This is a genomic window from Kyrpidia tusciae DSM 2912 (assembly GCF_000092905.1).
Taxonomy (GTDB): domain Bacteria; phylum Bacillota; class Bacilli; order Kyrpidiales; family Kyrpidiaceae; genus Kyrpidia; species Kyrpidia tusciae.
Genome location: NC_014098.1, coordinates 2,911,717 through 2,935,910 on the forward strand (window position 1 = coordinate 2,911,717; position 24,194 = coordinate 2,935,910).

At 60.4% G+C, this 24,194-nt stretch carries 17 protein-coding genes and 1 pseudogene; 8 read left to right on the forward strand and 10 right to left on the reverse strand.

Going from position 1 to position 24,194, the window contains the following annotated elements; genetic code table 11:
• Positions 1-11: 11 nt before the first annotated feature.
• The 7 genes from BTUS_RS17070 to BTUS_RS14255 all read right to left on the reverse strand — a co-directional run bounded on the left by BTUS_RS17070 (position 12) and on the right by BTUS_RS14255 (position 8,657).
• Positions 12-1,757 (reverse strand): S8 family serine peptidase, encoded by a 1,746-nt coding sequence (locus BTUS_RS17070; protein WP_013076760.1) that lies wholly within the window; start codon positions 1,755-1,757, stop codon positions 12-14.
• Complete coding sequence (locus BTUS_RS17075; RefSeq protein WP_013076761.1) at positions 1,754-4,390, reverse strand: peptidase domain-containing ABC transporter; 2,637 nt, start codon at positions 4,388-4,390, stop codon at positions 1,754-1,756. Before BTUS_RS17075 ends, BTUS_RS17070 begins: the two co-directional genes overlap by 4 nt.
• Positions 4,387-4,623: a response regulator transcription factor gene (locus tag BTUS_RS14235; RefSeq protein ID WP_041306218.1), complete on the reverse strand. Its 237-nt coding sequence runs from the start codon at positions 4,621-4,623 to the stop codon at positions 4,387-4,389. The genes BTUS_RS17075 and BTUS_RS14235 overlap by 4 nt, the downstream gene beginning before the upstream one ends.
• A 493-nt stretch (positions 4,624-5,116) precedes the next feature.
• A complete protein-coding gene (locus BTUS_RS14240) occupies positions 5,117-5,575 on the reverse strand; it encodes a DUF2935 domain-containing protein (protein WP_013076763.1) in 459 nt (152 codons plus the stop codon).
• A gap of 157 nt (positions 5,576-5,732) precedes the next feature.
• A complete protein-coding gene (locus tag BTUS_RS14245) occupies positions 5,733-6,935 on the reverse strand; it encodes a hypothetical protein (RefSeq protein WP_013076764.1) in 1,203 nt (400 codons plus the stop codon).
• Between the two features lie 125 nt (positions 6,936-7,060).
• Positions 7,061-7,315, reverse strand: coding sequence for a mersacidin/lichenicidin family type 2 lantibiotic (locus BTUS_RS14250; RefSeq protein WP_013076765.1), 255 nt, complete (start codon positions 7,313-7,315; stop codon positions 7,061-7,063).
• 118 nt (positions 7,316-7,433) lie between these two features.
• On the reverse strand, positions 7,434-8,657 hold the full coding sequence (locus BTUS_RS14255) for a CPBP family intramembrane glutamic endopeptidase (RefSeq protein WP_013076766.1): 1,224 nt from the start codon (positions 8,655-8,657) through the stop codon (positions 7,434-7,436).
• Between the two features lie 362 nt (positions 8,658-9,019).
• Here BTUS_RS14255 and BTUS_RS19340 point away from each other — a divergent pair.
• The 8 genes and pseudogenes from BTUS_RS19340 (at position 9,020) to BTUS_RS14290 (ending at position 16,189) form a co-directional block, all read left to right on the forward strand.
• Positions 9,020-9,446 (forward strand): annotated as a pseudogene (locus BTUS_RS19340) (IS607 family transposase).
• Between the two features lie 61 nt (positions 9,447-9,507).
• Positions 9,508-10,836: an RNA-guided endonuclease InsQ/TnpB family protein gene (locus tag BTUS_RS14265; protein WP_013076767.1), complete on the forward strand. Its 1,329-nt coding sequence runs from the start codon at positions 9,508-9,510 to the stop codon at positions 10,834-10,836.
• On the forward strand, positions 10,837-11,250 hold the full coding sequence (locus tag BTUS_RS14270) for a hypothetical protein (RefSeq protein WP_013076768.1): 414 nt from the start codon (positions 10,837-10,839) through the stop codon (positions 11,248-11,250).
• Between the two features lie 35 nt (positions 11,251-11,285).
• Complete coding sequence (locus BTUS_RS14275; RefSeq protein WP_013076769.1) at positions 11,286-12,104, forward strand: M48 family metallopeptidase; 819 nt, start codon at positions 11,286-11,288, stop codon at positions 12,102-12,104.
• 192 nt (positions 12,105-12,296) lie between these two features.
• Positions 12,297-13,439, forward strand: a complete 1,143-nt coding sequence (locus BTUS_RS14280; protein ID WP_013076770.1) for a diglucosyl diacylglycerol synthase — start codon at positions 12,297-12,299, stop codon at positions 13,437-13,439.
• Between the two features lie 182 nt (positions 13,440-13,621).
• Positions 13,622-14,812 carry an MFS transporter gene (locus BTUS_RS14285; RefSeq protein ID WP_013076771.1) on the forward strand — a complete coding sequence of 397 codons (1,191 nt, stop codon included), beginning with the start codon at positions 13,622-13,624 and terminating at the stop codon, positions 14,810-14,812.
• Between the two features lie 20 nt (positions 14,813-14,832).
• On the forward strand, positions 14,833-14,961 hold the full coding sequence (locus BTUS_RS17685) for a DUF3892 domain-containing protein (RefSeq protein WP_083780222.1): 129 nt from the start codon (positions 14,833-14,835) through the stop codon (positions 14,959-14,961).
• A gap of 94 nt (positions 14,962-15,055) precedes the next feature.
• Entirely contained in the window at positions 15,056-16,189 is a 1,134-nt protein-coding gene (locus tag BTUS_RS14290) for a glycosyl hydrolase family 18 protein (RefSeq protein ID WP_013076772.1), read from the forward strand.
• A 163-nt stretch (positions 16,190-16,352) separates the two neighbouring features.
• Here BTUS_RS14290 and BTUS_RS14295 read toward each other — a convergent pair whose 3' ends face one another.
• The 3 genes from BTUS_RS14295 to BTUS_RS14305 are packed head-to-tail and all read right to left on the reverse strand — an operon-like array spanning position 16,353 to position 24,181.
• Positions 16,353-20,297 carry a helicase-related protein gene (locus tag BTUS_RS14295; RefSeq protein ID WP_013076773.1) on the reverse strand — a complete coding sequence of 1,315 codons (3,945 nt, stop codon included), beginning with the start codon at positions 20,295-20,297 and terminating at the stop codon, positions 16,353-16,355.
• Between the two features lie 26 nt (positions 20,298-20,323).
• Positions 20,324-23,548, reverse strand: coding sequence for a DUF1156 domain-containing protein (locus BTUS_RS14300; RefSeq protein WP_013076774.1), 3,225 nt, complete (start codon positions 23,546-23,548; stop codon positions 20,324-20,326).
• A 21-nt stretch (positions 23,549-23,569) separates the two neighbouring features.
• Positions 23,570-24,181: a DUF7680 family protein gene (locus BTUS_RS14305; protein WP_013076775.1), complete on the reverse strand. Its 612-nt coding sequence runs from the start codon at positions 24,179-24,181 to the stop codon at positions 23,570-23,572.
• Positions 24,182-24,194 lie beyond the last annotated feature (13 nt).

Sequence of the window (24,194 nt, forward strand, 5' to 3'; positions counted from 1 at the left end):
CGGATACCGATTCATCGCACCGCTTGAAGGGCCTTCGCCGCATCCACAACCCCGGCGCCGGTCTCAGGATCCCGCCCGGGCGTCCCCACATCCACCGCCGTCCTCTCCAGGATGTTCCGCACCGTGACCGGATTCGCCGGATTCGTCCACGGCCCGAGCACGCCGCGAACACCCCGCTTGTCCCGCTCCTGGGCGATGACCAGAGCGGCCGCCGCCGCCACCTTCGGCGCGGCCAAACTGGTCCCGATCATCCATTCGTATCCTTTGGGCAGCCCGGCCATCCGGCTCAGCGGCGTCTGGGGAAGGTTGGTCGGATACGTCACCAGACACATGTTCCGAACATCGGCGATATGCTCGCTGTCCCACAGCGGGCCGAAATCCCCGCCCGGGGCGGCGAGATCCACATTCCGGCCATAGTTCGAGTAATAGGCCCGGGCTTGTTGTCGATTGGTCGCGGCGGTGGTGAGAACGCCGGGCAGCCCGCCGGGGGCGTGCACCTCAAGATCCCCGGGGTGCCCCAGTTGGTTCGCCAGTTGCGCCGGATTCCCGATGTCCACACCGTCTGTCCCCGAAGAAGCGACCACCGTCACACCGTGGACCAGAGCGTAGGCCACGGCTTTCTGATACGCCAGGAGGTCCGCTCGGTCGGCGGGATTTTTCAGGGACTTGTAGGTGCCCAGGCTCAGGTTGATGACGTCGGCCCCGTCTTTGACCGCCTGAACAATCGCCTGGATCACCCAGCTCGACTGGGCGTCTCCGTGTTGGAAGACCCGGTACGGCACGATCCCCAGGTGCGGACCGACGCCGAGAAGGAGCCCGTCGGCGGCGATGGTGCCGGCCACCATCGTGCCGTGGCCGAAGTCGTCCGCCGTGCTGGGGTCTCCGGGCACGAACGATCGACCAGGCGAAACGATGTTGTTCCGAAGGTCCGGATGGTTGGAGTCGATCCCGCTGTCGATCACCGCCACCTTCACCCGGTGATTGCCCGGTTGGACGGCGAAACTCTTGCCGTTTTCCGTCACTTCTTGAATGTCCCAGCCCCATTGTTGATAGAGGACCGCGCGGTCGACGTCCACCGAAGAGCCGGTGGTCACCGCGGTCGCCGCCGAGCCGGCACCGGTCGCCGGCGGGGCGGCCTTGTCCACGGCCGGGGAAAGCTTGGCTGACGCCGGGGAAACGTTTTCCGCCGGCGAGGTGGCCCCGGGGGCTGCCCCGGGCACGGGCGGCACCTGCACGGATGTTAAATCCACGGCGGAAAGCGGCAAGGTCTCCCCCACCGGGCGGTTGAGTTCGGTGTTGAGCGTGAGAATCGGATCGGCCCCCACCGCGTCCACGTCTCCCCCGAACCGGGCGGTGAGAACTCGCTTCACCGCATCGCCGCCCTCCCGGGTGGCCGTTTTTACGGCCACAGCCCCGATGTCGGGCAGGGGGGTCACCTTCACCCCGGGCTGAGCCGACAGGGCGTCCACCAAACCGGCCGGCACCTGCCCGGATTTAAACACCACCAGCAGTCGATTCCCGGCCTCCGGGTCTGCAGGCCCCCGGACGGGTTGGCCGGCTGTCCCCGGCTCGCCGGCCGTCCGCGCCCCTCCGGTTCCGGACCGGTCCACCGACGCGGCGACGGCGGGGGCGTCAACGCCTTTCAGACCCGCCGCCCGGCCGACACCGACGCTGTCCAGAGCACCCCATGCCACTCCCCCGGCGAGTCCAGCCATCAGCACCACCTGAATTCGTTTTCGCACGCCCTTTCCGGTCATTTTCCCATCCCCTCTCTGTGATCGTGTCGTTCGGGAATCCCGCGCCCGGAGACGAAATCGCCGTCCCGCCCGGCCGCATGGTCCTCCCGGGCCGCGTACAATCGGTGATAAAGCCCTCGTTGCTCCAACAACTCCCGATGCGTCCCGATTTCTACGATGCTTCCGCGGTCCATCACCAGAATCCGGTCGGCATTTTCCACCGTGCTCAGGCGGTGCGCGATGACGATCCGGGTGCAGCGAAGTTCCGACAGCCGCTCGTCCACCGTCCGCTCGGTCATCGCGTCCAGAAAGCTGGTGGCTTCATCCAAGATGAGCAGGGCGGGGCGTATGACCAACGCCCGGGCGAGAAGCAACCGCTGGCGCTGTCCCCCGGAAAAATTCCCCCCGCTTTCGGAGACCTGGGTGTGGTACCCCAGAGGCAACCGCAGGATGTCGTCGTGGATGGCCGCTTGCTCGGCCGCCCACACCACGTCTTCCTCCGGCCGGTCCGCACGGTTCATGCGGATGTTCTCGGCGATTGTCCGCTGAAACAGCCGGCTCTCCTGAAGCACTGTCCCGATCCGGCTCCGCAGCCACGACAAGTCCCACTCCTCCAAGGGCACCCCGTCGTACAGGATCCGACCGGCGGTGGGTTTGTACAGCCCGAGGAGGAGCTTGACCAGGGTGCTCTTTCCGGCCCCGGACGCGCCGACGATGCCGATTTTTTCTCCCGGGCGCACGGCGAAACGGATGTCCCGAATCACCGGCGGGCTGAATGCGCCATAGGCAAACGATACGTCTTCCAGCTCCACCCGGCCGCTGAGCGGCGCCCGGCAGAGGTTGCGGGCGGTGCCTGGATGTACGTCGCGACCTTGCGCCCGGCCGGCACCGCGCGGCAATGTATGCGGGAGCGCGCCCGCCTCGCCGTCTCCCTCACCCTGTTCCGCCCTCCCGCCCCGGATCCCGAGAAGGCCTTCCGGCTCCGCCCCCTCCGCCGGAGGCGGGGACGGGGTCGGCGTCATCGCCGCAGGAGTCATCGCCGGCGGGGGCGCCGGAGACCGCACCGGGACCGAAGGCGGCGCCGGAGCCGCCGGAGACACCGCCGGCAGCGTCGCTTGCACCTGCGCCCGGGGCACCGCGGCGAGCGGCGGCACCGCCGGCTCCGGCTCCTCCCCTTCCCGGCGAACCCTTGCCAAGGATTGCACCGGCGCTTGGACCGGGCGAACCCGGGGCTCGCCCCGGGGTTCATCCGCCCGCCGCCCCAGCCCCTCGATCTCCTGTTCCGGCGTCGAGGCCACCACGTCGTAAATCCGCTGCAGGTATGAGCCGAGGAACAGAAGCTCATTGTACGTCCCGGACAACGACACGATGGGCACGATGAACATCGTGGCAAGGGCCGAAAACCCGAGCACCGCCCCGAGGGTCAGTTCCCCCGCGGCGACTTTGAACGCCCCGATCACCAGCACACCCAGAGGCAGGATGTACTGCAAACTGCTTGAGACGGTGTCAAATAGGGCCATCCACAGCTGTCTGCGCCAGGTCGACCGCAGCTGCTCGTCGAACAGACCCCGCCACCCTTTGACGGTATCCCCTTCCATCCCCAGGACTTTAATGTCGAGCACGCTTTGCAGACTTTCGCTCAGATAGCTCTGGGTTTGCACCTGGGCGGTCACCTCCCGGGCCGTGAGCCTGCGGCTCACCCCGGTCCCGGCCACCAACAGGGCGAACAGCGCCGCGCCCGCCAGGATCACCGCGACCCCCATCGCCCAAGACTGAATCAGCATCAACACCGCGTAGACCACCAACAGCACCGTGTCGATGACCAAAGACACCGCCCGGGTGGACAGGATTTGCCGGATCAAGACGTTGGCGTTGGCGCGAAACAGCAGATCCCCGCCTTTGCGTTTTTCAAAAAATCCATAGGGCAAACGAAAGAGGCGCTCCATGAACTGCCCCATCATCGACAGATCCATCGCCTGCTGCAGCCGGGCCACCGCCACCGCCCGAACGTAAGACACCAACCAGTATGTGAGCCCCAGAAGCGCCACACTGTACACCACCGGCCCCACCGCCCCGATTCGTCCGGGCACCAGGACCTGGTCGGTCATCCACCGGGTCAACACCGGTACCGCCAACCCCAGTCCTTGCAGCAACAGGGAGACGGCGACAATTCCGACCAGCCACCCGGGATGCTGTAAAGCCAGGGACGCGAAGTAACGCCAGTGGGACCCGCGCCGACGGGGTCGAAAATCCGCCCCCCGCTCGAAAATGAGCGCATAACCGGTGAATTTTTGCGCCAGCTCGTCCGCGGACAGTCTCATGCGCCCATGGGCGGGATCCACAATCCGCGCATGGCGCCGGCCGATTTTCTCGAGGACGACAAAATGTTTTCCTTCCCAGTGGAGAATGGCGGGCCGTTTCAATTGTCCGAGATGGGTGGGGGCCACGCGATAGCCCCGGGGCTTCAACCCGAACTGACGCGCAATTTGGTCCAGATGATAGAACGAGATCCCTCCCCGGGCAACGCCGAACCGGTCCCGCAGCTCCGGGAGCGCGACGTGGTGGCCGTGATGGCCGAGGATCATCGCCAAACAGGCCAATCCGCACTCGTTCTCCTCCATTTGCTCGACGAAGGGAACCCGGACTGCGCTCATTCCGCCCGCACCTCATTGAAAACCAACCAACCGAGGTGATAAACCATCACGCCGATTTCCACCCGCGATCGAACGTGCCATTTCTCTTTGATGGTACAGACGATTTCTCCGACCCGCCGCCGACTGATGTACAGCGCCTTGGAGATCTCCTCGTCCTTGTACCCCCGGGCGATCAACAGGGCCACTTCTTTCTCCCGCGGACTGAGCGGCCTTGCATGGGGTATCGCTTCCATCCGGCTCATCCCCCCGACATGGATTGTCATGGACATCTGATCCGCACCATCGGCCATGGTTTCCGTCGCAGCTTGTCCCATCGTTGCAGCCCTTCGTGCCTTCTCCGGCAGCAAACACCTCCGCAAAGCCGTCGTGATCATGGAACGTGGCCTGTAGGGACCGTTTGCTCAGCCGGCGGGTCCGTGCTGGGTTGTTCTGGGATGGAACAGTTTCCCGGGGCAACTTTTATTCTATGGGGTGAGCGTCGCCATTTTGTGGCGGTCAACTTCAATTTTGATTAAGGGGCTCTTAATTTTGTATATTCCTTGTTTTTTGTTTTTCGTTTCAAATATTCGATGTCCAAATGGGAAAAAGTGAAAGAAAATACGCCCGTCCCCTCTTATGCGAACGGGCGGGCCGTGGAGTATCCAGAAGGGGCATCGGTAAGAGGAGAACGACTCCGGTGAGTTCTGTCGACTTGTTGGACGACGGCACATGGGGGACGGCATTCTGTCAACCGGCCGCGGCACCCTGCACCGTGTACCGCCGGTGGCCGGCCAGAATGGCCTGAGCCACGCCGATAAAATACTCGGATTCCCGGCGGATGTGATTGAGGACCACCATCACCGTGGGGTTGCTGTACATGGCGGGACTCTCCACGCCCAGTTGGTCCAAAAGATGAATGAAAGCCCGACTTTCGCGCAGGCAATGATCAATGAGATGGAGGAGTTCCCCATGAAACACAGCGGCCGCTCTGGGATCGGTCCATACAAACAGTTCGATCATCCGGCGCACCGCCGCCCGGGTCCGCTCCAACATCTGCTCCCATACCTGCAGGGCACGGACAAAACGCGGTTCCAGGTTGTGCACCAACTGGCGGATCACCACCGTGTGTTCCGCTTCCTGCTGCTTCCAAAAATCCGCCTCGTCGAGAATGCGCAGCGGCATTTTGTCCCCGTAGACAAAGAGCATCCCCGCTCCCCCTTTCCACCCCGACAAACGATCGACCGGATCTGCCCCCAGTGTACGCATCGCAACTGTCCGCAGGTGCCTGTTTATCGGCCCCTCGACCGGATTGCCGGGATCATGTCCACCCGTTCCCGGGTTCGGGACCTACCGTGTCCGCGGCTCAGCGACGGGGAAGGACATCGCCGAGCGCACCGAAGAAGGCCCAGATCAGCAGCCACACCGCACAGGACCCGACGACCGCCCAGTTAAGGCAGCGGGACGCCGCCCGAATCAGCCGGCCGGGATCGACCACGTGCTGCCGCTGAACCGCCGTTTCATACAGGGGGAGGACATACATCCGCCACCACTGGGAGAAAAGCAGCGCACAGAAACCCAGGTAGATGATCTTGATCCAAAGTGAAGGCGCAACGAGGAGACTGCGCACGGCCACCAGGGTGAGAAAAGACAGATCCCGAAGGGTGCCCTTCCGCCGGAGGGCCCGAAGCACAATGATCCACACCACCGGATGGACTCGGCGGCGCAGCGTATTCTCTGCAAACCCGAGGACGACGGGGGGAAGGCGGTGAAACCCAAGCCCGGTCCTTGCCGGGGGATCGCCGTCGTCCGGCAATAGCTTGGAGAGGATCAGGCTCTGTCGTTCCCGAAACAGCCCTTCCCATTCCGTCCGGGCAACATGACGATAGGCCAGCAGCGAGATGAGGCCGCATCCCAACAGGATCACCAGCCACCCCGCCCCCGGCCGGCCGTAAAGGGCAAGAGCCGTCCCCGCCCCCGGAACGAGGGATGCGCCGGAGAAGATCACCTGTTTCCACCGTCCACCGTCCCGGGAGCGGCCCAGTGGCCGGGCCGCCCGCACCATCGCCTCGCACCCGGCCGTCACGGCCAAAAAGCCGAACCAGGTGGCGGCGTGCACTCCGCACATCCGTTCCAAGGGGAAAAGAAGAACGCCGGCCAGCCCCAGCACGGGAAGCGTGAAGATCACCCCTTCCGCCCACAGACCGACGGCCAGCCACGACCGTCGCAACGGAGAGAGCATCACAAACAGGCGATCCCCGCTCTCCAGCGCAATCGCCGGCCGGTCGAACGAAGACATGTTCAGCACTGCCAGGGCGGCGATCGTCACCGCAGCCATGATGACCCGAAACGTCAGACCGAACGCCGCGACCTGGTCCGCAAACACGGCCCAGCCCAGACTCATTCGATAATAATGAACCAGCCACCATGCCAAAAACCCAAGCCCCGGCACCAAAACGTACAGTGCCGTCACCCAATCCGAGTACATCCGAAAAACTTGAAACCAAAGCCTGCATTTGAAACGAATCCGCCTTGCCGTCCACGCCGCCAACACCGCCGCAACCTTCACCGTCCGCCCGCCTTTCTTGCCAAGTTGCGCAGAGAAGCCAAATCTCAGAAAAGGACGGGTGTCCATTCCCGTCCTTTTCTCAGATTGGGCCTTTCGGAGATGGTTCCTGTGGGGCGAAAGCAATCTCAGCAGGCCTTGAACTGAGATAGCGCCCAGATCACACCCGTGGCGATAACAAAGCCGCAAGCCTCAGAGCTGGCGACGATCCACGGGGTCGCGGGAGTCGTGTCCGCATTCACATCCCCCCCGTAGATCGCCCCAAGCTCAGTTTCGTCGAGGCGTTCCATCGCTTCACCCGCCGGATGTGCCGGGGTTCCCGCCAAACCGCAACGGAACCCCGGATCTTTCCACGCTTGGATGACGACGTCAGGGTTCATCATCTCGATTCACACCTCCTTCCGAGGACCGTGATTATATGAACCGGATCCCTTTTTGATTGTAATGCCATTTCATAGGGCGCCGGTACTTCCCAAAATTGCACTTTTAGACAATGAAAGGTTACGCCCTGTCAAAGTATTTCGCCGTGACAAGGGTTGCCACGTTCACGAGAAAATGGCATAGCACCGAGGTCCACACACTTCCCGTGTACCAATAGGCCCAACCCAAAAACACGCCTCCGGCAAACCTCCAGGCAGAAACAATCAGGTGCTCCATGTGCTGTTCATGAAAGATTGTAAAGATGAACGATGATATGCCGATCCCCAGCACGATCGATGAGCTGCTCTCAATCAAGAAACGTTGAATCACGACCCGAAAAATGATCTCCTCGGCAAAACTGCTCAAAGCCATCAGAAGGACAATCAGGGAAAGACGTAGCTGAAGAAGCAGGCGTTCACGTTTGGAAGGGGTCGGAAACCATTTGACGAGTATCAGAGAGATAGAGAACATTAGGACGGCTCCAAGAACTCCGACTGCCAGCACCTTCGAGGAATGGCCGATTCCAAACAGGGTTGTCCACGACACTCCATGTCTGACGTACAACTGCCAAACTGACAATAAGCCAATCCCGCAAAACAATGCCGGACCCCGATACAGACTCCAGGGATTGATGACAATCGTTTTCTCCAGGTCGGTCATCGCGGGAACCCTGTTTCTCGAAAGCCATCGTGCCAGAGACGCTGTGAGGCACCTCCCCGCTTCCTTCCCCAGAACCGGCTGTTGCCTCAAAAGCAGGAGAACAACATGCATCAAAAAATGGGCCCATGCAGAAGTCCATAAGATTCCGGTATACCAGTACGCCCAGCCCAAAATCGCATTGATCAAGAAAACCGAGCCCAAAAGGACAGGTCGTTCCCGATACGGTCTGCGGTACAAAGCCGGAAATAAAGCGGAGATCGCGGCAGCCCCGACAACCGCACCGGCCGGCGAAGACGTCGCGAGCAGGAGAAATCGTTGAATCAGGGCTCGGAACACGATTTCCTCCGAAAGAACGCCGATGACGATCAGCACAATGATCTGGTCGGTACGAAGAGAGGGCAGCTGTTCCAAACGGACCTGCTCCGGAAACACCCGGGCCAAGAGAAACATCAAGGCAATCACAACGGCCGCGACAAGGATCCCCCATCCGACTACGGCAACGGGGTCCCCCAGCCTGAACAGCGCTGACCAGGACAGCCCGCGAACCACGTACACCTGCCACAGCCCCAGGAGCCCGATCCCGCCGATGACCAGTTGATGGATAAACAAGCTGTGATCGACGGATTGTGATGGTAACTGCTTCATGTCTTCCCTCCACCGGGTTGATATCCATCAGCATAAATGATTTCGTCCGGTTTCGGTTGGAAAGATTGGGTTAAAAATAGGTGAACCGCCTGCGCTGTCCCGGCACTGGCTTTTCGTACAAAACCGCATCGTTCTTGGAAAATAGCGGTCCGGGGCCCGTTAACTTTTTGAACAGGGGAAATTCCGGATGTGGTAGATTTTTACCCCTCTCTTCAATACAATGAAGCCATGAAAGGCTCCGTGTGCCGAAACGCTGACCGTCAAAGGAGGTTGAATACAGCTTTTGGCCTTCTATGAAGAAGAGAAGTGATTTGCCGAAAATCAACGTCACCTGATAGAATCTGATATAGGGTGATGTTCAGGTGAAGCTCTATTCGATTCGAGAGTTTGCGGAGAAACTCGGCGTCAGCGTCTCCACACTTCGAGCGTGGGACAGGGAAGGCAAGCTGGTGCCTTTGCGAACTCCCACCAACAAGCGCAGATACACCGAGGATATGTTCTATCAGGCGTTAGGAAGTGGCTCACAAGGACCGGCTGGTCCGGTTTGGGTTTGATTTCTTGGAGGACCTGTTTGCACGGTTCGGTTGCGAGATTCTGGTGGTCAACAAGGCCGAGGACATGTCAACGGCCCAGGAACTGGCCGAAGATCTAATAAGCATTGTCCAGCATTTTGCGGCAAAACTCTACGGGTCAAGAACCTACAGGGCGCGGAAACTGACCAAAGCCGTTCGGGAGGAGTTGGCCGGTGCGACAGACGATCCGACAAAAGAGCCTGCCGCTGAATCGTGAGAAATGGAGGCAGATCGTCGAAGTGGCCGAGGCGTATTCCCGGCAGAAGGACGCCTTCTTGGTGGAGTACGCGCAGGTGAAGTCCCTCAAGGATCTGGGGTATAAACGGAGAATTCGGGATGAACGGGTGGCCGCCGGGTTTGTGAGTCCCTTCGGGCTTCAGGCCCGGCAGTGGAAGATGGCCTTGGAAGACGCCTTATGGACCTTGGAGCGACAGTGGGAAGCGGCGATTGCCGAGGTGCGGGACCGTCTTCACCGCAACGGAGGGTTAACCCCGAAGGAACGGGATTACGCCTTCTGGTTGCTGGACAAGTTCGGGGACAGGCCCCGGGATTGGAGAAAGATTGAGGCGATTTTTCGGGATGAGGATCTGGCCGGGAAAAAGACCGAATTGGAGCCGGCCGGGCGGAAGAAGGTCCGCCACGGACTGAAGCGGCTGTTTCGCCGGGTCCTGGGAAAGAGGCCGCGGGTCAGGAAAGCCCGGAGTTTTGTTGTGGATCAGCAGATGTACCGAGTGTTCATGGTGGGCAACCGGCAGTATGTGGCGGTGATGGGGTTGTCCCCGGGAAAAAGGATCGTGATCCCCCTTGCCGGGATTCACAAGCTGAGGGGCAATCTGCGGGTGGTTCTGCTGCCGGACGAACAGGCGGTGGAAATTCACATGAGCCGGGAACCAAAGACCTACCCCGCTGGGGAGGAAGAGGCAGGAATCGACCTGGGAGTCACCGAAGTTCTGACGGACGACTCGGGGAAGAAGTATCGACCGGAGTACGGCCAGGCCCTGCAAGCGATGTCGGACCACGTGCTGGACAAAGGACGGGAACGCCAGAAGCTGTGGGCGTTGTATCGCAAAAACCGGGAGCGGGACCCGGGAAAGGCCCGGCGAATCCGGCGGCACAACCTGGGGCTGGTGAAACAGCACAAGCGACACAGGCGGTACCGGGCGTGGTGCGAGAACGAGATCAACCGGGCGTTTCGGGCGTTTTTTCGGGAACGCCGGCCGAGGGTGATCGCCTACGAAGATTTGTCCCACCTGCGGGGGAAGGCGAGGAACAAGGGGCTGTCCCGCAAGGTGAGCCAGTGGCAACGGCAGGCGATCCGGGAGCGACTGGAATACTTGTGCCATGTTTATTCCATAACCGATCCGGGACCGGTGAACGCCGCTTATACGAGCCAGACCTGTCCCTGTCCCGGATGCGGGTGGGTGGACGGCAAGAACCGCAACGGTGATTCGTTCCGGTGCCAAAAGTGCGGATATGAAGGAGATGCGGACCATGTGGCGGCGACCAATGTGAAGGGGCGTCTTCGCGACCAAGAGATCACTAAGTACACCCCACACAAAGAAGTCAAAAGAATTTTGCTGAAGCGCTACTGGGAGAACCACGCATGAATGAATCAAAGTTCCCGGGATGTTCCCGGGAGGACGGGACAGGGACAGGCCGGGCGGGAGAAAGACCGTGAGAGCGTGCGGGGGTTGGCGAAGGCCGCACGGAACACGGCTTTGACGATGAGGCGCAAGCGGAGCGCCGCCGGGTGGCTGATCCTGGAGGGTTCGGCAAAACGGCCTTCCGGGTTGGCGAAAGCGATCCCTGTCCTGCCGGTGGGAGACGCGCAAGCGTCGAGGGACCACCCCGCCGTTTGGAAACTGTCGGTGCCGGACGCTGGTCGGCGGACGACCGGATGGTACTGTTTCGGGCGGGACTCCAGATGCTCGGCCCCATGGCCTCGCCAATCGGGTCTTCGGGGAGCAGCCAGCCTCTCGGAGAGCGTAAACTGCTTTGCTGTCAAGTCTGTCAATGTTTGATAGGAGTTGATAGCAAAAATGAAACAGGCGACAGAATGCAGTTTCGAGAGATGGAACAAGCGCTGGTACACCCCAAAGAAAAACGGTATTACGTACTGAGCGTCATTCTCAGCATCATCATCTATGCCGCATTCATCCTCTCCATCGTCGGGATCCCGTATTTGATCCTTCTGCTGTTCCTGTCGTTCTTGCTGCACGTCATGAGCATGGGCTACATTCGATTAAACGGCGTCCGTTTGAGTGAGCGCCAATTTCCCGAGGTGTACGATCGGGTGCGCAAACTCTGCGACCGTATGGACATCCCCGTTGTGCCGGACATCTATGTGACCCAGGCCGGCGGCGTGCTGAACGCCTTTGCCGCCCGTTTTTTGGGCAGGAACATGATCGTCGTATACTCCGATATTTTCGAGCTGATCAGGACCGGGGAGGATGAACTCCTGGAGTTCGTTCTGGCCCACGAACTGGCCCACATCCGGCGCCGGCACGTCAGCAAGTACATACTGATCCTTCCGTCCCGGTGGATTCCGTTTCTGGGCGACGCGTATTCCCGGGCGTGCGAATACACCTGCGACCGCATCGCCGCGTTCGTGACGGCGGATCCCGCCGCTGCGGAGCGTGGGCTGACCATGCTGGCCGTCGGCAAGAACCTCTATCCAAAGGTGAACGTCGATGAGTACATCCACGAAAGCGAACAAAACCGTGGCTTCTTGTTGTGGACGGCTGAAAAGCTCTCCACCCACCCGCCGCTTCCCAAACGCATCGCCGAGGTGCGCCGGCTGACCGAACAGTGGAGCCTGCAATTCCCGTCCTGGAACCAAGCCTCGTCGGGCCAACCGGCCCCAAGCCGCCTGTAGTTCGAAGCCATCGTTGCCTACGGGAGGGGCGACGCGTCCCTCCCACCAGACACCCAGCGCACTCCCGCAACCTCCTCGCTCTTGCCAATCGGCCGCAAAACGGTCATCCTATAATAGAGACGGGCGTATGAATGCCGAAGAGGGCATCTCTGTGCCCGGATCAAGCCGCTTGGGTATCGGGAGGCGTGAGGCGTGTCGAGAGAGCCGAACATTCTTATTCTCACCGGAAGTTTTGGCGACGGACATCTTCAGGTGGCCCGCGTCTTGAGAAACGGCTTTCATAAAAAGGGCGTTCGAAACGTGCGGGTGCTCGACCTGTTTGCCGAGGCGCACCCGGTGATCAATCAAATGACGCGGTATGCGTATCTGATGGGCTACGGGGTGGCGCCGTCGATTTATGGATGGATGTACGCGTCCACCCGGGATATGGAGCAGGACGGGGTGTTTGCCCGCCTGCTCAACTCCTTTGGGGAGCAGACGTTGCGGCGAATCTTGAAAGAAGAGCGGCCCGACGCAGTCATCAACACGTTTCCGGTCTCGACCATGCCGGAGCTGCGGCAAAAGCTGGGCATGGAGATCCCCCTGTCCGCGGTGATCACCGATTTTGCGCTCCATCAGCGCTGGCTTCACCCGGCGATCGACCGCTATTACGTGGCCACGGAGGATTTAAAGCGAGGTCTCGTCCAGCGGCAGATCCCGGAAGACCGCGTCGTGGTGAGCGGCATCCCCATCCGCGAGCCCTTTGCGACGCCGGTGGACCAAAGCACAATCTATGGAAGATACCATTTTGATCCGAGGAAGAAAATCGTCCTGGTGATGGGCGGGGCATACGGGGTGCTTCAGAACACCCGGCAGATTTGCAAAACCCTGGCCCAAGACCCGGAGCTGGAGGTTGTGGTGGTGTGCGGAAAAAACCAGCCGTTACGTAAGGTGCTGGAAACCACCTTCTCCGACCACCCGGCCATTCATGTGTTCGGTTTTGTGGAACAGATCCACGAACTCATGGCTGTGGCCTCGGCAATGATAACGAAAGCTGGGGCCATCACCCTATCCGAGGCCCTGGCCATGGAACTGCCCACCTTGATTTTTCGGCCCGCTCCGGGACAGGAGCTGGAGAACGCTTCGTACCTTGCGGGCAAGGGCGCGGTAATGGTCTTCAAGGACATGGACGAATTTCGGAACCGGGTCGGGCCGCTGCTCCGGGACGAACGCCGCCTCGGACAGATGAGACAGGCCATGGCGGCCTTGCAAAAGCCCTTTGCTGCCGATACAATCGTCAAGGATACATTAGAACTGATACAATCGCGGATCCACTTGGCCCCGGTCCATCGGTAAGCGCCATTTTGCATCGACTCATCGAAGGGTGCCGGTGCATCGGCAAGTGTCGGGGCTGTGGACCCGGGCGGGGCGCGGTCATCGGGCAGCTGACAGCAAAAGGGCATCGGTCACAAAGACAGGAGCCAGAGCCCAACCGTGCCCCGCCCCAGGCCAATGGCCGCCGTCGGGAAGGGGATCGAATGGAGATATTGAAGCGAGCGGGTGTGACAGAGGCCCTTTTGCCCGTATCCATGGTGTTATTTTTCGTGGAAATGGTCCGGGGGGCATACCTGGGTTCTTTCTTGCCAACCTATGTAACAAACGGGCTGGGGCTGTCCGTCACCACCGTCGGTGCAGCCGTCACCGCTCATTTTGTGATGGACACTTTTACCAAGAGCTTTCTCGGTCATCTGTTGGATCGATTTTCCTCCCGAAAAGTGGTGTTCGGGGGGCTGCTCATTTCAATGTTCGGACTGTTCATGACGTACGGGGCTCCCTTTGCCTGGCTTGTGATCGTGGGGGCCGGGGTGTTTGGCATCGGCATTTCGCCGGTGTGGATCGTGGCCCTGAGCACCGTGAAGGCCACCGCCGCCCGGGCGACGCAAATGGGCGCTTTGTACACGCTGTGGCTGGCGGGGCTCGGGACCGGCCCGATCCTCCTCAATTTTTTCCTCGACAAGGGCTATCGCCTTTCCTTTTGGCTCATGGTCTGTTTCTGGGTGCTGGGGTGGCTTCTGTCCCTGCGCTTGGCGGACCAGACCATCTCCGAGGTGGAAACCCCCTCTTTTGCCGCTCAGTTTCGGGCGCTGTGGCTGCGGCTGAGGACGATGCGGCCCCTTCTGCCGGGCATGATGCTTCAGACCACCGCCGCCAGCATGTTGGTGCCGATTCTCCCCAGTTACGCCGCCCACCACGTGGGGCTGAGCTACAGCCAGTATTCTTACGTGCTGATCGCCGGAGGGTTCTGTGCCGTGATCGCCATGGTGCCCATGGGGCGGCTCTCGGATCGGCGGGGGCGGAAGTGGTTTTTGGTCGGCGGTTTTGCCGGATTCGCCCTTACCCTTTACACCCTGACCATGGTGGGGAGCCTTCACGCCGCTATATTGGCGGCGATCGTTTTAGGGCTTTCTTACGCCGCGGTGCTCCCGGTGTGGAATGCGGTTCTCTCTTACCAGGTGCCGGACGACCAGCAGGGGCTGGGCTGGGGGGTCTTCTCCAGCGTGGAGGGCATCGGCGTGATGATCGGGCCGATTCTCGGCGGTTGGATCGCCGACCTGTACAGCGAAACCGGGACCGTGGTGGTGAGCGCAACCCTGCTCGGCATCCTCGCCGTGTTCTATCTGCTTTTTCCGTTCTCCCATTTAATTCGAGATCACCGGCGCCGCTCCTGATCGATTGGTAAGATGAGGCGGTGGAGAAAGCGAAAAAAGGGGAAATCGAGCACGTCGACGTGGTTCAGCGTTACGGCCGGGACATTCTGCGCAGCGAGGCGGACGGCACGACGGCGAATAACCTCGACCGCCTGCCCACCTTCGAGTAATCCCCCTGCGGCGGGGCGACCGCCCTTGGGCGCACGCACCCGGCGTCTGCGGAATACAGTACCCCAGACCATCATGGAGAAAAGGGGTACGATCATGCAGATCCACGTGGTGCAGCGGGGGGAGAGCCTGTGGAGCATTTCCCGCCGATACGGGGTGGCGCTGAACGAAATCGCCGCTGCGAACCAATTGCCGGATCCCAACCGCCTGGTCCCCGGCCTGGCGCTGGTGATCCCCACCCCCTCCCCCGGCCCCAAGCCGACCATCGATGTGAACGCCTTTACCTTTCAATTCAGTCCCGCCGGCGCCCAGGAGGTTCGCCGGGAGGGGCGGAACCTCACGTACATGTCACCCTTTGCGTATCGCATCCGCAGCGACGGCACTTTGGAGACGATCGACGATACGGCCCTGATTCAGGCTGCCGTCGCCACCCGGGTGGTGCCGATGATGGCCATCACCAATTTCACGTCCCGGGAGTTGGGGACGGACCGGGCCCATGCCGTGCTCAGCAGCACCGCCGTCCAGGACCGCCTGCTCAACAACATTGTGGCCATTATGAGGAACAAAGGCTACCGCGGACTGAACATCGATTTCGAAAATGTTCTCTCCGCGGACCGTCAGGCCTACAACGCCTTCCTCCAGCGGGCGGTCAACCGGTTGCACGCGGAGAACTATTTTGTCTCCACGTCCCTGGCCCCGAAAACCAGCGGCGCCCAGCGGGGATTGTTGTATGAGGCCCACGACTACCCGGCTCACGGGCGGATCGCCGATTTTGTCGTGCTCATGACGTATGAATGGGGCTATCGCCTGGGGCCGCCCAGGGCCATCTCCCCCGTCAACCTGATCCGCGGTGTCCTCGACTACGCGGTATCGGTGATTCCGCGGAACAAGATTCTGATGGGCTTTCAAATTTACGCCCGGGATTGGCGGATTCCCCACCGGCCCGGGATGCAGGCGGAGACCATCAGCAACCAGGAAGCGGTGCGCCGGGCTGTGCAGCACGGTGCCGTCATCCAGTACGACTGGACCGCCCAGTCGCCCTATTTTCGCTATTGGGACGCCCGGGGTCAGGGCCACGAGGTGTGGTTCGAAGATGCCCGAAGCGCCCAGGCGAAATTCAACCTGGTGAAAAGTTATCGATTGCGGGGCCTGAGCTATTGGGTGCTGGGCTACCCGTTCCCCCAGAACTGGCTCTTGTTGGAGGATAATTTTACCGTGCGGAAGCGCTGATGGGATGGAAGCGGGGGCGCGACAGGCGAACGGGCGGCACCCGCCCCCGCTTTCAGAGGATTTGGGCGCTGGTTTTCGCCCTCCACAAGCATCAGCCGTCTTCTTGTGGCGGCAATCGACCACAAAGTAGTTCCATAGGCCGGGAGCCCTCGTGCAGCACTGATTACAGAAGTTTTTCTTTTTCGATGGCGTCCCTCTGCAGCCGCGCGGCGACCGTCTTCCAAGACAGCTCGCTCCATCGCTGCTTCATGCTGGAGGCGACGCGGTTCATGGCATCCACTGCCGCCCGGACCATGAGGCAGGGAACCTCCACATCGGCCTTTGCCGCGGAGCTCGGAATCACTCCAGAGTCAAACAACAGGTCGTCACGGAAGCGGAGAAGGATATCGGCGGGCAAATCGGTCACCAGGAGCTTCTCCCGGCTCTCGCATAGCTCTGCGATCGACTCGACCAATGCTGAAAATCCGCTTTTCCCTCCGCGAGAGAGCCCCTTGGCCTGAAGAAGATCGTACGCCACTCGATCATTGAGCCACTCCTGTAGATGCCCCACTCGCTCATTGTACCGTTCGTAGCGCTGTGCTGCCCCGGTATCCCGAAATTCCTCCTCAGCCCTGCGCCTGAGGGTTTCGCGCAGAGGCTCCACGTCCGCTTCGGTCAAAACCTCATTTTCCGCCAAAGTGATCCCCTTTAGGTCCTCCCAACCCTGCACGAGAATCGGTATGGACATGCCGTCTTTCCCTTTGGACAAAACCGCATAACCCACCAGGGACACATCGGGCAGGGACCGACTCGAGACGGCCAAACGTTTGATGCAACCCGGCAGTTCGTGTTGCTCCATGTGGTCAAGCAGGGCCTCAAACACAGGATCGCCGTAAGAGGCAAAATGAAGAGGGACTCGTTCTCCCGCCTCCCGCTCCGGCAAGCCGGTATCATACAGTTGACGCGACGCGGTGAGCCACCCGGGACCTCCGATCCCGTCAAGCCTTGGAACCATCAATACCGGTTCTCCTGCGACTTCCCGGACCGAACAGCCCAGTTTCCGCAGATATGCCGACCCGCTCAGCGCCTCCCAAATGGCGTCCAAATCCACGGGTATACGCCGGCGCTCCTGCTCCTTAACCAGACTTTGGTAGATGTCATAAAGATCTTTTGGATCGATCTGCATCGTTTGCTCCTGCTGGCGCTGCTTTTCTAACCGGTCCCTCAGCCGCTTCTCCAATTCCGATATGTCGAGTTTGCCTTCCGCCAGATCGTGAAACTCATCCGGCTGTACCGGCAACAGGGACATTTGCTGAGGACCCACGACAAGATTGGCCTGTTCCAGGCGCTGCAGCAACCGCCCGTAAACGACCTCTTCTTCGCTTCCGGCATAACACAAATTGACCACAAAGATTTCCGGGTGGCGTTGGCCGATTCGGTCGATCCGGCCGATGCGCTGTTCGATTTTCATCGGGTTCCATCCGAGGTCAAAATTGATGAGCATGTCGGCCGTTTGGAGGTTCAGGCCCTCGGCCGCCGCGTCGGTGCACAACAGGATATCGATCTCACCTTGCAGGAATCGTTCTTTGATTTCTTCCCGGTCGGCCTCGCCCCGACCCCCGGCATCCGGCGCAAACCACTCCGCCCCTTTCCCGGAGTAGGTGCCGATGCGCATCCGCGGCGCCGCCTGCCGCAGATGCGAGAGAATATCCCGGAGAGTGTCATAAAACCGCGTAAAAATCACCGTCTGCCGGAATCTCCCCGAGACGGGATCTTTTCGGCCATTCAGAATTCCAAGGAGCCGCTTCATTTTTGAAGAAGGCCCCTGCAAATCACCCAGGGCCTTCAACATGGCCTTCAGTTGAGACCGCTCCCACTCCAGATCCTCTTTGGTCCGGTCTTTGAGCAGCGCCACCACCGCGGCATCGTCATCCTCAATCTCCGACTCAGTAACTGCCTCCTCCAATGAGACCGAATCCCCGGTTTCCCCGTTCCCCGCTTCTCCCGCCGCGTGAGCGTGCAACGTGAACTCGACCTTGTGCAGACGCCGCTTCAGGGTTTGCTCAAAAGCGTAGAAACTCGAAGCAAACCGAAGGCGCAAAAAGCTCAGCAGAAAACTCACCATCTGCCTGCCCGCACCTCCGCCCGATCCGCCCAACCGCTTGGCCAAGCCCCGGCTGTATTGCTGAAGCTGCTTGTAGATCCGCGCCTCCGAGGGCTCAAAAGATACCGGTTCCACCGGCGACACCCGCCGCCTGGCGAGATTGTCCGCCAACTCGCCGCGATCCCGATACTCCTCCAGAAGTTTCCGGGTGTGGCGCATCATCACCCGGGCCAAGGGGGAAGCGGCGAACATCAGGCGGAGCATCCGCTGCCGATCGCGACCCCTGGGGGGCTGCTTCTCCTCCAGCCAGCGCCGGGCGACGCTCTGAATCCGGCTGTCGATCACATATTTTTGGATAAAGTTCCACAACCAGGGATCTTGATGTCGAACGGCTTTCACCGCCCGGCGCAGAAACTCCCACTGCCACTGATTGAGCTCTTTCTCCTCGATCAATGAGCCCAGAACATTGTAGTACTCCAGTGTCAGCGCCGGATCGAACTGAAACGCCCCGACTCGGTTGGTCAGGGCCAACAGATCGCACACTTCCACCGGGTGAATTTGCATGGGGGTGGCGGTGGCGAGCCACAAAGCCTCGGCCCGGGGCCGCAGGTGACTCTTGACGGCGTTGTACAGGTTCCCATAGTCGGGATGTACACCCGGCCCTTTGGACGGGTTTTTCCTGCGGGCCATATGGGCTTCATCCACCAGAATCACGTCAAAGCGAGGGGCCTGATCCAGCTCTCGCGCCCAATTCCGGGCCATCAGTCCGGTTGAGACGATGAGCAGATCCCCTTCAAACATCGACTCCACCGTCACCCGGCGTTCCTCGGGAAAGATATATTCGTAGGACAGGCGGGACCCCGTCTGGACTCGGCCGAAACTCATCAACATCTTCGAGGCCATCTGCCGCTGCCACTGGATCGTCAGCCCTGCCGGCGCGGCGACGAGGATCCGCTTCGCCAGACCGGACAGGTACAACGAACGAAAAGCAAGACCCGCCTCAATGGTCTTCCCAAGCCCCACTTCATCGCACAACAGGTGAGAATAGGGCCACGTCTCCACCAAGCGCTCCACGACCACCGCCTGGTGGGGCCAGGGAGCGACCGGAGCCGTCTCCATCCCCACCCGACGGCCTCCGGGCATCTTGGGACCGTCGCGAAGCACGGCGAATTGGAGCCGTTCCAACGCGGACGGCGAGGCCTCCTCCGGTTCTTGGGCCGCCGAGGTCCCGTCCACTTCCACGGGTCTTTTGACGTGTTCCGCGAAGCGGACCAACCGCTTCTGGACCGCTTCGGGCAATGGCATGACCCGCAGACTCTTCGGGTCCCCCTCCCACAGATTGTGAAAATCCGCCTCGGCTTCTTCCACCCGCCTACGGTCCTGCCCCTCCCACCAATCGCAGTGGACATCGATGTTCTCGGCGTTTAACGCCAGCGCCGTCTTCGATTCGTTCAGACTGCCGCTGCCGTACAACCGATTCCCGAATTCGTCCCGGAGGATGAACCATTTTTCGTGCACATAGCCGTCTTCCACTGAATCAAACGGGAGGGGCTCCCCGGTATCCCGATGCACGCGCAGGGCCACCTTCAGCTCCAGATGCCCATGAGCCACCATCCAAGCCAGGAGCGTCACACCGTTGCGAACCTCGTCGGGCCATCGCTCCTCCCCTTCCAAGGCCTCCCCCAGCCGATTTTCCAGCCTGCGGGCATCCCCCTCCAGCACCGCCTTCACATCTTCCGGCTCCAGGTCAGCGCCGACAATCAGGCGCATTCTGCCGCCCCGCCCCACAAAGGCGGAGAATCCCCGGGAGGCTGCCGCCAAGGACGTGGAGCGAAAATACCCCGCCACCCGGTCGTACTCCTTCGCGCATTTCAGGGCGGGAATGTAAAAATCATGGAGCATGTTCAGGGGCCGCCCGTCGATGAGGGTGGAGGAGGTTCGGTAACTGTACCGCCATTCGTGGGCCCGTAATCCCTGATTCTGGGCAGGTGTGTCGATTGGATAATCCTTTGGCCGGCTCGCCATCTTTCCCCCCTCCGCATCCTGGGAGATTATTTCAAGCCAAAAAGGATGGCCTCGGCCTCTTTGCGCGGTCCCTCCTCAGAGGCCTGGGCCGCCCACACCGAGACCAGGTCGAGCACAACCCCGGCCTTTCCTCCGGCGTGCCCGGCCAGGTATGCCCGGGCCACGGGGATATCCCCTTCCCGATAAGCCATGATCAGGCCGTGAAGCAGATCCCATTCGGTCAGCGGTTCTTCGAGCCGCTTCGAACTGCGCTCCTCCGGCCGGGCCAGGCGCAGTTTTGACCCCCTTCGCACCAAGGGCGCAAAGTAGCCCACCTCTTCTCCCGCCTTCGGCCGGCCCCGTCGGCCGCCCTGCTCATCGTTCACCCCAATCATTCTCCCCTCGATCCGGTACCCCGCCGCCTTACTTTCCAGACGAATGTTCAGGGATCGGGAGAGACTCAGCGCTTCATCATAGGGAAATTCCGCCAGGCCAAAAATCCCGTACAAGGTCACCGCCATGGCCGCTTCCGGGTTTAAATCATCCACCTTCAGCCGCCCTTGGGTCATCCGGTTCACTTGGTACTGGGCCACCACCGCGCTGGCTTCGTTCATCGCCCGGATCGGGCTGACGGGCTCGTCCCCGTCCATCACGGGCCAGTTTTCAGACAGCACCTGAAGCGCCCGCCCGTAACAGGCCACCATCTCATCCACAGGGTTCAGTCGGAGGACAGAAAACTCCTCCAAGCCTTCCCGCACCGCCTCTCGGATCCGTTGGGCCACTCCGGTGCCCCCGAACCCCAACCAGGTGGCGGGGGTATCCTGATTCTCGACGCGCTTCCGGCAGGTGAGGAAGATGGAGCTGGCGGCCGCGGCTTTATCTTTTTGATGAGTCGATTCCGATGACTCCGATTCTACGGGGAGAGAAGAGGTAATGGTCCACCCTGTTTCAATCAAAGAGCGCGTCAACACTTCCCAGGCCTGTTGGTCCCTGTGGGTAAACATGAGAGTCATTATGCCGTCATCTCTAAGAACGCGCCTGCATTCTGCAAATACTTCCGCCATAGAGCGCTCATATGCTCGTTTGGCTTCCGCAACAGAACCGTCCCTCGCCGGGTTAGCCACCGCCTCATCCGTTTTGTTGGTCAGGCGTCTACGGAAAATTTCTGGGTAAAGGTCTTGAAGCGTTCGGCGCTGCCACACGTAGAAATAATCGGAGAGCTCGGCATACTGAACGTTGTTGTAATAGGGCGGGTCCATACAGACCAGGTCCACAGAGCGATCGGACAACTCAGTGTGTGCAGCGGTACCGCAGCGAATGGTTACAGGTGGCGCTGAACCATACAATTGTTCATGGAGAGGCTCGACTAGGTCCGCAATACCCGCATAGGCATCTGTCACCTGAGACAATGCCCAGGCTGCACCAGAATTCGGGCCGGTAAAAATCATTTCTCCGAAGGTCCATTTCAGCGAAAAATCGTGGCGCCCAAAAGTGTTAATCAACACACCTCGATTATAATGCCACCTTGTTTGTTTACTGTTATAGTCAACTCCTTTATCAATCACGAACTGCAAATACGTAACCACCGCCCGGCCGCGCTCTTCTCCGAGCTCCTTCAGAATCTCCGGCTTGAGGCGGTTGAGTTCCTCAACGAGAATCAAATGACCCAAAAGCTGCCGGGGAGTAAACAGATCGCACCAGCGGGTCATCCCATAGATGACCGGGCGCATGTCATTGCCCTCAGGAAATTTTTCCGTCGGGATCAACCCCTGCTTCTCCCACTCCGGCCAGTGCTCTGCCAACATCCGTTCCGCTTCCGCCAGCGCTTCCAAATCGCGCTCGTTGGGCGCCCGGAAGAACCGCACTTTCTCCGTCTTGATCTCCCCGGCCTTGGCACCGCTTCTGTAGCGTTGGGGTTGGCCATTCTTATCCAGCTTCGGCTGCCGTCGCACCGCCACAACACAGTACAGCCGATCTTTCCACCGCCCCAGCGGCGATTCGCCCCGCGCCTGGGCTTTGATCTCCTCGGCCGAGATCGCCTGGCGACAGTGGATACAAAGCCCCACCCCACCCTCTACAGTGGCAAAATTCGGATCTTCTCCTTGCGGACCCCTGTCTCCGATCAAGCGGTAGGGTTCGAACCGAACCGTTCCATCACGACTGCGGCCATCCGGGACGATCCGAACTCCCCACTTCTCGCCCTCCTTCGACAGCCAACAGGTGTTGAGCAGCGGTGCCTCCCCGCCGCAATGCGGGCAGGTTACTTGGCGGCAATAGAGAAACGCATCTAGTTCTTCCTTGTCGAAGGAAGAACTATCTGTTTCCAGGCAGTTCTCCAGAGATTTTTTGAGTGTGTCACCTGCGTCTTCTGGCAGTGGAGATTCAGGAAATAAACCACTTATCCTGCGGACCAATCTTTCACGTAGTTTGCGTCCCCAATGCTCAATATCGTTAACGAGACCTGGACCAAATCTCAAAGGGTAATCCAGAGTGGCATACAAGATGACGGCCGCGACCGGATTTAGATCATTTGCAATCACTTTATGCCCGAGCCGCAACGCTTCGAAAGGGATAGATCCACCTCCGGCAGTTGGATCAAAAATTGTAAGTTGCTGATCCGTTGGTACTTCAACACATTGGGCCTGTGTATAAGCACGGGGATAGCCGTACTTATCCTCTTTGGTTCGTATCCCTGAGGCATTTTCCCATTCGATACGCTGTTTAGCCCAATAGGGGTCACCACGAGATCTTACGACGGGTAAACGTTGCCCAATTCTAATGGACTGAGCAACCAATACACGATTCTCTTTTTCCCATCGGTTTAGTATGTAGTCCTTTGCTAAAGAGGGGTTCTTTTCTTTTAAAGTGGCGATCATCTTTAAGTTCGACAGTCGACGGGCTTGTTCGTTTTCCAACGCTCGCAAAACCATATCATCCGCTACAAGAAACTCAGCGCCTTCATGGTCAAACGAAACTCGTCCCGCCATCTTCTCATCCAGCGTCCACGGCTCCCCGTTGACCATCGCCTGCACCTTCTCGATCCCGAGCTGCCGCAAGAACCAGTCCGGATCGGTGCCCGCCGGCAACAAAGACGCCAGAATCGCCGCCCGGCTCGGGGTGAGGGGCCGCCTCGCCCACCAGACGTGCAGAAAATAAAGCGGCGGGAGTGCCGAGCTAGCCCCGCGCTCCCTCTGGGTCTCCGCCCCCACCTGATGGCACGGAAAACCCGCTTCGATCAATCGCCGGTCCGTTCCCGTCACAACCTTCGCCACAACCGATAACCTCGCTTTATCTCATCTTCGCAGTTGCTGCAACATGGCCTGAATGCCTTTGTCCCCCGGCTGTCCCCCGAGCATAATGCGCATACCCGCCAAGGCCCACCGGTTCGGCCCTTCACCGAACTGGGTGGCCCGGGTGAGCCAGTAGGCCGCCTCCTCACGGGTGAACCGCTCCACCCGCCAGGCGATCAACTCCACCCGGTCCATATCCGACACCCGCTCCTGCAGTTTAAAAATGAGAGCTAATTTTTCCCCGGCTTCGGAATCGAGGGGCAGATTGCCCCGAAACCAAATCCGCCCATTCCCCAGATACCGGTGCAATTCCAGGGGGATCCCCGAGGCGTCACACACCTTGACGAGGATCTCCCGAACAACCGGGAGGATGCGGCGAAACGGCTGGCCGTAGATCAACCCCCGCTCTTTCAGCACATAGTGATGAGTTGCGGAAGCCCCATCCTGCCCGCCGCTCCACACCCGCACCCGCTCTTTGACCACCAGGACGGGCACGGGCTTGTCCTTGTGCTCGGTTACCCGCAGCACCCAGGGTGACTGAGGCACGAGGGGGAGCACCCGGCCGGTATAATCCGCCTGCACCGCAGCCTTGTCGTCAGATTTTCGAGATGACATCGGCTCGCCTCTC

Coding starts and splice junctions, on each gene's coding strand:
- BTUS_RS14290 (WP_013076772.1), top strand. CDS start 15,056: ATGCAGATCCACGTGGTGCAGCGGGGGGAGAGCCTGTGGAGCATTTCC.
- BTUS_RS17075 (WP_013076761.1), bottom strand. CDS start 4,390: ATGAGCGCAGTCCGGGTTCCCTTCGTCGAGCAAATGGAGGAGAACGAG.
- BTUS_RS14250 (WP_013076765.1), bottom strand. CDS start 7,315: ATGATGAACCCTGACGTCGTCATCCAAGCGTGGAAAGATCCGGGGTTC.
- BTUS_RS14275 (WP_013076769.1), top strand. CDS start 11,286: ATGCAGTTTCGAGAGATGGAACAAGCGCTGGTACACCCCAAAGAAAAA.
- BTUS_RS14255 (WP_013076766.1), bottom strand. CDS start 8,657: ATGAAGCAGTTACCATCACAATCCGTCGATCACAGCTTGTTTATCCAT.
- BTUS_RS14240 (WP_013076763.1), bottom strand. CDS start 5,575: ATGCTCTTTGTCTACGGGGACAAAATGCCGCTGCGCATTCTCGACGAG.
- BTUS_RS14305 (WP_013076775.1), bottom strand. CDS start 24,181: ATGTCATCTCGAAAATCTGACGACAAGGCTGCGGTGCAGGCGGATTAT.
- BTUS_RS14285 (WP_013076771.1), top strand. CDS start 13,622: ATGGAGATATTGAAGCGAGCGGGTGTGACAGAGGCCCTTTTGCCCGTA.
- BTUS_RS14270 (WP_013076768.1), top strand. CDS start 10,837: ATGAATCAAAGTTCCCGGGATGTTCCCGGGAGGACGGGACAGGGACAG.
- BTUS_RS14295 (WP_013076773.1), bottom strand. CDS start 20,297: ATGGCGAGCCGGCCAAAGGATTATCCAATCGACACACCTGCCCAGAAT.
- BTUS_RS14235 (WP_041306218.1), bottom strand. CDS start 4,623: ATGGAAGCGATACCCCATGCAAGGCCGCTCAGTCCGCGGGAGAAAGAA.
- BTUS_RS17070 (WP_013076760.1), bottom strand. CDS start 1,757: ATGACCGGAAAGGGCGTGCGAAAACGAATTCAGGTGGTGCTGATGGCT.